The sequence below is a fragment of the Streptomyces katrae genome (assembly GCF_000966975.1).
Classification (GTDB): domain Bacteria; phylum Actinomycetota; class Actinomycetes; order Streptomycetales; family Streptomycetaceae; genus Streptomyces; species Streptomyces katrae.
The window spans coordinates 1-8,472 of the sequence record NZ_JZWV01000915.1 but is presented as its reverse complement, the minus strand read 5'-3'; the positions used below and the strand labels follow the sequence as shown (position 1 = coordinate 8,472).

The following is an 8,472-nucleotide window of genomic DNA, read 5'->3' as shown; positions in this document are numbered from 1 at the left end:
GACGGTGGTGTCGCGGTGCAGCACGGTGGGGTTGCGGGAGTAGGTGAAGGCACCGAGGACGCGGCGTTCCAGCTCGGTGGGATCGGCGAGGAGGCGCAGCGCCCGGTGGGGGTGGACGGCGATGACGACGGCGGCGTGTTCGGCGCTCTCCCCGTCCTCGGTGACCAGGCGGACGCGGCCGGCTCCGCGGACGACCGCGCGGACCGGGGTGGAGGTCAGGACGCGGGCCAGGGACTTCGCGGCCGGCTCGACGTAGGCCCGGGACCCGCCGGTGACGGTCCTCCACTGCGGCGATCCGGTGACCGACAGCAGTCCGTGGTGGTCGAGGAAGCGGAACAGGTAGGCGGCCGGGTACCGCAGCGCGGAGTCCGGTGCGCAGGACCACACGGCGGAGACCAGGGGGATCGCGAAGTGGCTGACGAAGTACGGCGAGAAGCGCTCCTGCCGCAGGAACGCGCCCAGGGTGCGGGTCGTGTCTCCGCCGGCGAGCAGCCGGCGCGCGGCGCGGTGGAAGCGGGGGACCTCGGCGAGCATCAGCAGGTGGCGGCCGCGCAGCAGGTTCCCGCCGCCCAGCAGTCCCCGGGGCCCGCGGGCGCCGGCGTACTCCAGGCCGCAGCCGTCGCACCGGACCGACATGCTCATCTCCGCGTCCTGGGTGCTCACCCCCAGCTCCCGGAACAGCCGCAGGAGGTGCGGGTAGGTGCGCTCGTTGTGGACGATGAAGCCGGTGTCGACGCCGAGGGTCCCGCCACCGGCGGCCGGCACCTCGTGGGTGTGCGCGTGACCCCCGAGGCGGGCGTCCGCCTCGTAGAGGACCACGTCGTGGACGCGGGAGAGGACGTGGGCGGCCGTGAGGCCGGAGACGCCCGCCCCGATCACTGCGATGCTGCTGCGGTCCATATGGTCCACCCCTGGTGTCCGGGGGCCGGGACGACGGGTCCCGGCCCCTGCTCCATCCGTTGCTGCGGTGCCCGGCGGGGCCTCTCAGCGCCCGCTCTCCACGCCCGGGACGGCGCGCAGGCGCAGCCGCCGCATGCCCCGCCTGGCGTGGCTCTTGACGGTGCCCAGCGGCAGGCCGGTGCGGTCGGCGATCTGCACCTGGGTGAGGTCCGCGAAGTACGCGAGCGTGAGGACGTCGCGCTGGACGCGCGGGAGCCGGGCGAGCTCCTCCGTGACCACCACCCGGTCGATCACCCGCTCGACGTCACCGGCCGTCTCGTCGCGGATCCGCACCCCGGCGGCGGCCACGAGCTCCAGGCGCCGGGTCCGCGCGCTGAGGGCGTCGGCCGTCTTGCGCCGGGTGATGCCCATCAGCCACGCGGGCAGTGTCCCGAGCTCCGGCCGGAAGCCGCGGCGGCCGCGCCACGCCGCGACGAACACGTGCTGTGCGACGTCCTCCGCCTCGCGCGCGTCACCGAGGACCCGCACGGCGTGCGCGTGGACGAGACGGCTCCAGCGGCGGTGTGCCAGCGCGAGCCACCGGTCGTCGCCCCGGAGCAGCAGGGCGACGATCTCCGCGTCCCCGCCCAGGTCTTGCGGCCGGGCCGCGTTCCCGTCGCCCGCACGTGATGCGGTCATGACGCAGCCTCCTCCGGATAGCGCCCCCACACCGCGTCCGCCGGAGCGAAGACAGCCGCCGTGGGAGGGATGAAATCTCCGGGATCCGGCGGACGCGATGTGTCCAGGGTCACCGGGCGGGATCCTTTGGGCAACTCGCATCGATTCCGCGTCGAATCAGCCCTGGGGCACGAGACCTCGGGCGTGCCGGAACCGCGCGAGGCCGTCCGGTAGGGCGATCAGCGGGTCCGGGTAGTCGCAGGCCGCCCGGTCGAGACCGCTCCGGCGCCAGGGCTCGTGGACCGCCGCACCGTCGAGGCCGCCGACTCCGGCGAGCTCGGGGACCCAGCGCCGGACGTACGCTCCGTCGGGGTCGTAACGGCGGCCCTGCAGCACGGGGTTGAGGACCCGGTTGGGCCGGGTGTCCGTCCCGGTGCCGGCCACCCACTGCCAGTTCAGCTGGTTGTTGGCCACGTCCCCGTCCACCAGGAGGCTCAGGAAGTGGCGGGCGCCCTCGCGCCAGTCGACGTAGAGCGTCTTGGTCAGGAACGAGGCCGCGACGAGCCTGCCCCGGTTGTGCATCCACCCCTCGTGGGCGAGCTGGCGCATGGCGGCGTCGACCACCGGGTACCCCGTCCGCCCCTCCCGCCAGGCCGACAGGTCCGCCTCCGCTTCCCGCCCCCGCCGCCAGCGGTCGTCACGGGAGCGGTAGTCCTGCCCGGCGGCCTCCGGGCGGGCCGCGAGGACCTGCTGGTGGAAGTCCCGCCAGCACACCTGGCGGACGAACGCCGCGGCGCCCGCGCCCCCGCTCCGGCCGGCCCGGAACACCACCTCGCCCGCCGACAGCGTCCCGAAGTGCAGATGGGCGGAGAGCCGGGAGGTGGCGTCCCCCGCGAGGTCGTCGTGCCGCTGCTCGTAGGCGTGCGCGTGGTGCGACAGCCAGGACCGCAACCGCTCGCGGCCCTCCTGCTCGCCGCCGCGGGCCAGTCCCGGGGACACACCGGACAGCCCCGACCGTCCGGGCAGCTCCTCGGACCTCAGCGCCGCGGGCACCCGCAGCCCCTGGGGCGCGGGCAGGGGGGTGCGCAGCGGCTCGGCCTGCCAGCGCCTGAAGTACGGGGTGAAGACGGCGAAGTGGTCCGATCCCTGAGGGGTGACGTCGCCGGGAGGCACGGCGGTGCACACGCCCTCGTGGACGTGGAGACGACACCCCCGCGCCTCCAGCGCCTGCCGCAGCCGCGCTTCCCGGGCCCGTGCGAAGGCCGTGTAACCGGCCGCCATGTGCACCTCTTCGGCCTCCGCCTGGCGCACCGCCCGCGACACCTCCTCGACCAGGTCGCCCGAGCGCACGACCAGCCTGCCGCCCAGGCGCCGCAGCGCCCGGTCCAGGTCGACGAGGCAGTCGGCGAGGAAGGCCAGCCGGTTCGGGGCCGCGAAACCGGCCCGGTCCACGGCCCGGTCGCGCACGAACAGCGGCACGACCTCCCCACCGCCCTCCAGGGCGGCCCGCATCGGGGGGTGGTCGTGCACACGCAGATCGGACGTGAACAGCACTACGGAGACGGTCATGGGCCACTTCCAGGAATCGGCCACCGGACATCCGCACGGGGCCGGTGGATCAGGGCAACACCTACAGACCGTTCCGCCCGCCACACACCGGCGGATGCACCTTCCGCTTCACCGCGGCGCCCGGGAGTCCGATCCGAGGGGCCGGGCCGGGAGCGCTCCGTCCGGCCGGACCCAGCCTGTACTCCTCGTACCGCGCCCCGTGCACGGTCGTGTTCGGAGCCATGGCCCCGGGCGGGTGGTGTCGGCGGTCGGGTACGGGGCAGGCGAGGGAGCGGGGCAGGGCAGGCGAGGGAGCGGGGCAGGGTGCCCCCGGTCGCCGTCCGACACGGGCGGCGGCCCGGAACGGGAAGGGGCTGGGATTCATGTCGCAGGCCAAGGAGTCGATCGAGGTCGACGTGCCGGTGACCACCGCCTACAACCAGTGGACGCAGTTCGAGTCGTTCCCCGAGTTCATGGAGGGGGTGGAGCGGATCGAGCAGCGCGGCGACACGCTCACGCACTGGGTGACGAACGTGGCCGGAATCCGGCGGGAGTTCGACGCGGAGATCATCGAGCAGATCCCCGACACGAAGGTCGCCTGGGTGACCGTGGGCGGCCAGAGCGAGCAGTCGGGTCTGGTCACGTTCAGGCCGATCGACCGGTCCCTCACGGAGGTGACGCTGGTGATGGACTTCGATCCGGAGGGGCTGGCGGAGAGCGTCGGTGACAAGCTCGGCTTCGTCGACCGGCAGGTCAAGGGCGACCTGAAGCGGTTCAAGTACTTCATCGAGAACCGCGGAATAGAGACGGGCGCCTGGCGCGGCACCGTCTGACCCGCTCCGCGTGCGCGTCCGGCTGGCCGGCGGGCGGGGCAGCGCAGGCGCCGGAAGCGACGCGTCCCCGCCCCCGTCACCGCCGGCGCAGGGCCTGGAGCCGGAGATCCGCACCGAACACCCCGAACCGCCACCGCTCCCCCCGGCCCGCCACCCGCCTCGCCGGTACTCGGCCCGCTGGTGGGGCCGGGTGGATCGCGGGTCACACCGCCGGCGCGCCGCCAAAGCGGACCTGCGCGGTCGGCACCACCGCGATGGAGCGCCCCGCGTATTGGATCGCCGAGAGGGTCGCGTTGTGGTGCGCGATGACCTGGGCGGCCGTCGGCGCACTGCCAGGCGGACGCTCCGGCGTGGTGTGTCCGTCCGAAACCAGCACGAGGTCGTAGCCGCGCGAGAGCGCGCTGCGGCAGGTGGAGTCCACGCAGTACTCGCTGGCGAAGCCGGTCACCACCACGCGCCGCACCGCCCGCCGGTCCAGCGAGTCGCCGAGCCCGGTCTGGAGGAAGGAGTCCGCGCTGTCCTTGTCCAGCACCACGTCACCCGGCAGGGGCGCCACCGCCGGATGGACATCGGCCAGGTCGGCGGGTACGTCAGGGAGCCGTTGGCGCAGGTAGAAGACCGGCACTCCGGCCGAGCGGGCCCGCCCGGCGAGGTCGGCGATCTCCCGCAGGCAGGCCTCGGCTTCGTGCGCGTCACCCAACAGGGCGCCCTGCATGTCGATGATGAGCAGTGCGGTGTCTGACATCCCGTGACCCTATCGACCCGGCCCGTGTCACGGCCGGCCGAGGCCCAGCGGCCGAGGCCCGCCCGGGGCGGGGTGCACCTCCGCGGTACCGGTGGCCGGGCACAGGGCCCCGCGCAGCTTCCTCGGGCTCCTTCCACGCGGGCGCGCCGTCGTCATCGGCCGCCGCATCCGGTACCGCCCTCTGCGGGGGTTGTTCTTGAATGATCGCTCATCTATCTTTGCCCCATGCCCAGACCCCGAGAGTTCGAGCCCGACACCGTCCTGAACGCGGCCATGCTGCGGTTCTGGGAGCGCGGGTACCGGGCGACGTCCATCGAGGATCTGGTGAAGGCGACCGGAGTGAAGCCCGGCAGCCTCTACAGCGCCTTCCCGGGCGGTAAGCGCACGCTGTTCCTGAAGTCGCTGGAGCGCTACTCCAGGCTGGTCGTCCCCCAGAAGCTCGGCGAGCTGGAGGCCTCGGGGGCCTCGGTGGCCGAGATCCGCGGCTACTTCGACGGGCTGGTCCGCGACCTGCTCAGCCCCGAGGGCCGACAGGGCTGCCTGCTCGTCAACACGGCGATCGAGAAGGCCGCCGAGGACGACGAGGCGGCGGCCGTCGTCCGGGGCCACCTCGCCCGGCTCGAACGGTGCATGACCCACGCGCTGGAGAACGCCGTTCGCAGGGGGCAGGTGCGTGCCGGGCTGGACTGCGCCGGCAGCGCCAGGCTGCTGGTCGCGACCTGCCAGGGGCTGATGGTCGTCGGGAAGGCCAACCCCGACGAGGCGCTCCTGCGGGCGATCGTCGACAACGCCTTCGCCGCTCTCGGCTGACGGCGAGCCACACGGATCACACAGGCCACACAGGTCACAGGGCCACCGCACGCGGTGGCTCTTATTCCGCACCAATAGTTGAACATCCGCTCAAGAACGGAGTCGAGACATGAAGGCCGTAGTCATCTCCGCCCACGGTGGCCCCGAAGTGCTCACCCTCACCGAACTGCCCGATCCGGTGCCCACCGACGGCGAAGTGCTCATCCGGGTCAAGGCCTTCGGACTCAACCACGCGGAGGCGTACATGCGCAGCGGAGCCTGGGGGGAGGTGGCGGCCGTCCCCGGGATCGAGTGCGCCGGGGTGGTCGAGGCCGACCCGTCCGGCAGACTCCCCTCCGGTACCCGGGTGGTGGCGATCCTCGGCGGTATGGGCCGCACCCGCAACGGCAGCTACGCGGAACTGGTGACCGTACCGGCGACCAACGTGGTGGCGGTGCACTCCCCGCTGGGCTGGGGCGACCTGGCCGCGGTCCCCGAGGTGTACGCGACGGCGTGGAGCGGCCTGTTCGACAACCTGGACCTGCGGCCGGGCGAGACGGTCCTGGTGCGGGGAGCGACCTCCTCGCTCGGCCAGGCCGCCGTCAACCTCGCGGTCGACCACGGCGCGACCGTACTCGCCACGACCAGGAACCCGGCGCACGTGCCCCTGCTGAAGGAGCTCGGCGCCGACGACGCGCTCATTGACGACGGCGCGCTCGCCGTCCAGGTCGGCGAGCGGGGCATCGCCGTCGACGCGGTGTTCGACGTCGTCGGCAACAAGGTCCTGCGCGACTCGCTGGCCACGGTCCGGCCCCGCGGGCGGGTGTGCCAGCTCGGCTTCCTGGGCGGATTCGAGCCGGTGCGCGACTTCGACCCGATCGGAGACCTTCCCAGCGGGGTCCGGTTCAGCTTCTTCGGCAGCGCCTTCGTCCTGGGCACCCCCGCGTTCCCCCTCGCCGACGTGCCGTTGCACCAGATCTACGACAAGATCGGCGCCGGCATGCTCCGGGCCCGTCCCGTCCGGGTCTTCCGGTTCGACGAGATCGTCGAAGCCCACCGGATCATGGAAGCCGGAGAAGCCCTCGGCAAGATGGTCGTGGTCCTCGACTGAGCCCCGGCCGGGGAGGTGCTCCTGCCACGGGGCGACGGCGCCGGCCGGGGCCCGCGACCACTGCACGCCCGCCCCGGGCGTCAGGCCTCGATGAAGACCGCCCTGAGGGTGTGGGCGGCGTCCATGGTCACGTTGACCTGCTCGTTCGGTGCGTACTGCCGGCCGTCGTAGATCCAGGCCGCCAGACGGTGGCCAGGGGCCGGGGTGGCGGTGACGGCGACGACCGTGCCGGGCTTGTAGGGGCCGTAGACGGCCGGGCGGACGCTGCCACCGTCGGAGCTCTCCAGCGTGAGGGCGTAGCGGGTGCGGGGGATGGTGAGGGTGCGGTAGCCGGCCACGATCGGAGTGGTGAGGCGGGCGAGCCTGGCGTTGTCGTTGTTCTCGTTGCCGAGGGGCTGGCCGTAGACACCGAGCTGCGGGTCGGAATACACGTTCTCCGTGCGGCACGGCCGACGGCAGGAGGTGGCGTACGCCATGAGGGAGGTGTGCTCCTCGTCGGACGTGATCCAGCCCGTCCCGTACGGGGTGTTGAGGTCGTTGACCCAGCTGCCGTCCGGAACCTGCTGGGAGAGGGTCCGCCGGTCGTGGAAGAGGCCGAGGTTGTGGCCGATCTCGTGACCGAGGTTGTACCAGCCGGTGAGCGAGTCGTAGTCGACGACCGAGAAGGCGAGGCTGTCGTCGAAGTTCCCGCGCACCGGAAGGCTGCCCTGTCCGGAGGACTGGCCGGGAACGCTGTTGACGACAGTGATCAGGTCCACGCCGTAGCGGCGGCGCAGATCGGCGGCGGTGCTGCCCAGCTCGGAGTTCTGCGGGTTGCTCAGCTTGCTCCACATCACCGAGGAGGTGTTGTTGCCGGTGTAGCCGGTGTTGTAGGTGCCGATGATGTCGATGCTGGCCGGGACGCCGCTGTCGGCGAGGGCCTCGTTCATCTTGCGCTCGGCCCAGTGGATGGTGTTGACGACCTGCTGCTCGCTGCCTGCCCGCTGGACGGCGAGGGGGGTGTATCCGGCGATGACGTCGATGACGGCCGGGTCCTGCGAGGTGGCCGCGGCCCGCCCGGCGAGCGAGTGACGGGGCGCGGTGCGCGCGGACGGACTCACCGCCGGCTCGTCGGGAGCGTGGTGCGGCTGCTTGGCCGGGTCCTCCTCGGTGATGCGGGCGCGCAGGGGGCTGCCGGGCAGGGTCTTCAGGTGGTACACGTGCTCGCCGAGATCGGCGACGACCTTGACGACGGTGCCTTCGACCTGGTTGCGGCCCGTGGAGCAGACGCCGCGCAGGGAGACGATGACACTGGTGTCCGGCCTCCCCTTCACGTGGCCGGACCAGGTGCGGGTGCCCCCGTCGTCGTCGATGCCGTCCTCGACGGCCGTGAGGCGGACGTTGTCGAAGAAGTCGAAGGTCCATGCGCGCGGGGCCCCGAACGGGGCCGCGGTGCACAGCATCCGGAAGGCGTCGAGTGAGAGCGGGACGGTGCGGTCGCGGAGCACCTCGGCCCCGTCGCCGTCCGAGGGTGACGGGGCCCGGGTGACGGCAGGGGCGGCGGAGACACCGGTGGCGGAGGCGCTCGCCAGGGGCAGCGCGGCCGTGGCGGCCACACAGAGCGCGAGCAGACGGGACCAGCGGGGGCGGCGGGGAGGAGTCATGCCGCACACAAAGCCACAGGCCTCATCGAATATGCCGGAAACATGCCCGCTCGGATGGGTGAGGTCACCCGCCCGACACGTCCCGCCACTCCACTGCCCTCAGCCTCCCGGGAGGCGGTCACGATCCGTACAGCGGTGCCGTAGGCCGCGGACCCCGCACCCGACCCCGACGGTCGGGCTCGTCGCCCGGGTCGCGCGCCCGCCGCCCCGCCGCCCCGTCGCCGCAGGACGCCGACGGTGAGGAAG

General features: G+C 73.0%; 8 protein-coding genes. 3 read left to right on the top strand and 5 right to left on the bottom strand.

Annotated elements, in window-relative coordinates:
• From VR44_RS29605 to VR44_RS29595, 3 genes are all read right to left on the bottom strand, one after another.
• Positions 1 to 900: NAD(P)/FAD-dependent oxidoreductase (locus tag VR44_RS29605; RefSeq protein ID WP_045950692.1), on the bottom strand; the 900-nt coding region annotated here is incomplete at its 3' end.
• A gap of 84 nt (positions 901 to 984) precedes the next feature.
• Complete coding sequence (locus tag VR44_RS29600; protein ID WP_045950691.1) at positions 985 to 1,578, bottom strand: sigma-70 family RNA polymerase sigma factor; 594 nt, start codon at positions 1,576 to 1,578, stop codon at positions 985 to 987.
• A 156-nt stretch (positions 1,579 to 1,734) separates the two neighbouring features.
• The gene (locus tag VR44_RS29595) at positions 1,735 to 3,126 is read right to left on the bottom strand and encodes a cryptochrome/photolyase family protein (protein WP_045950690.1); all 1,392 of its coding nucleotides are present in this window, start codon (positions 3,124 to 3,126) and stop codon (positions 1,735 to 1,737) included.
• A gap of 362 nt (positions 3,127 to 3,488) precedes the next feature.
• On the opposite strand from VR44_RS29595, the gene VR44_RS29590 reads away from it, so the two are divergent.
• Positions 3,489 to 3,938, top strand: a complete 450-nt coding sequence (locus tag VR44_RS29590; protein ID WP_045950689.1) for an SRPBCC family protein — start codon at positions 3,489 to 3,491, stop codon at positions 3,936 to 3,938.
• Between the two features lie 202 nt (positions 3,939 to 4,140).
• Here the strand turns inward: VR44_RS29590 and VR44_RS29585 are convergent, their stop codons facing one another.
• The gene (locus VR44_RS29585) at positions 4,141 to 4,683 is read right to left on the bottom strand and encodes an isochorismatase family protein (RefSeq protein ID WP_045950688.1); all 543 of its coding nucleotides are present in this window, start codon (positions 4,681 to 4,683) and stop codon (positions 4,141 to 4,143) included.
• Between the two features lie 225 nt (positions 4,684 to 4,908).
• Here VR44_RS29585 and VR44_RS29580 point away from each other — a divergent pair, with 225 nt between their 5' ends.
• Entirely contained in the window at positions 4,909 to 5,493 is a 585-nt protein-coding gene (locus VR44_RS29580) for a TetR/AcrR family transcriptional regulator (RefSeq protein ID WP_045950687.1), read from the top strand.
• A gap of 109 nt (positions 5,494 to 5,602) precedes the next feature.
• Positions 5,603 to 6,583 (top strand): zinc-binding dehydrogenase, encoded by a 981-nt coding sequence (locus VR44_RS29575; protein WP_045950686.1) that lies wholly within the window; start codon positions 5,603 to 5,605, stop codon positions 6,581 to 6,583.
• Between the two features lie 80 nt (positions 6,584 to 6,663).
• Here the strand turns inward: VR44_RS29575 and VR44_RS29570 are convergent, their stop codons facing one another.
• Positions 6,664 to 8,226 (bottom strand): InlB B-repeat-containing protein, encoded by a 1,563-nt coding sequence (locus VR44_RS29570; protein WP_045950685.1) that lies wholly within the window; start codon positions 8,224 to 8,226, stop codon positions 6,664 to 6,666.
• Positions 8,227 to 8,472 lie beyond the last annotated feature (246 nt).

Bases quoted from the DNA above. Each gene is read 5' to 3' on its own strand.
- VR44_RS29600 (WP_045950691.1), bottom strand. From the start codon at position 1,578: ATGACCGCATCACGTGCGGGCGACGGGAACGCGGCCCGGCCGCAAGAC.
- VR44_RS29585 (WP_045950688.1), bottom strand. From the start codon at position 4,683: ATGTCAGACACCGCACTGCTCATCATCGACATGCAGGGCGCCCTGTTG.
- VR44_RS29570 (WP_045950685.1), bottom strand. From the start codon at position 8,226: ATGACTCCTCCCCGCCGCCCCCGCTGGTCCCGTCTGCTCGCGCTCTGT.
- VR44_RS29590 (WP_045950689.1), top strand. From the start codon at position 3,489: ATGTCGCAGGCCAAGGAGTCGATCGAGGTCGACGTGCCGGTGACCACC.
- VR44_RS29580 (WP_045950687.1), top strand. From the start codon at position 4,909: ATGCCCAGACCCCGAGAGTTCGAGCCCGACACCGTCCTGAACGCGGCC.
- VR44_RS29595 (WP_045950690.1), bottom strand. From the start codon at position 3,126: ATGACCGTCTCCGTAGTGCTGTTCACGTCCGATCTGCGTGTGCACGAC.
- VR44_RS29575 (WP_045950686.1), top strand. From the start codon at position 5,603: ATGAAGGCCGTAGTCATCTCCGCCCACGGTGGCCCCGAAGTGCTCACC.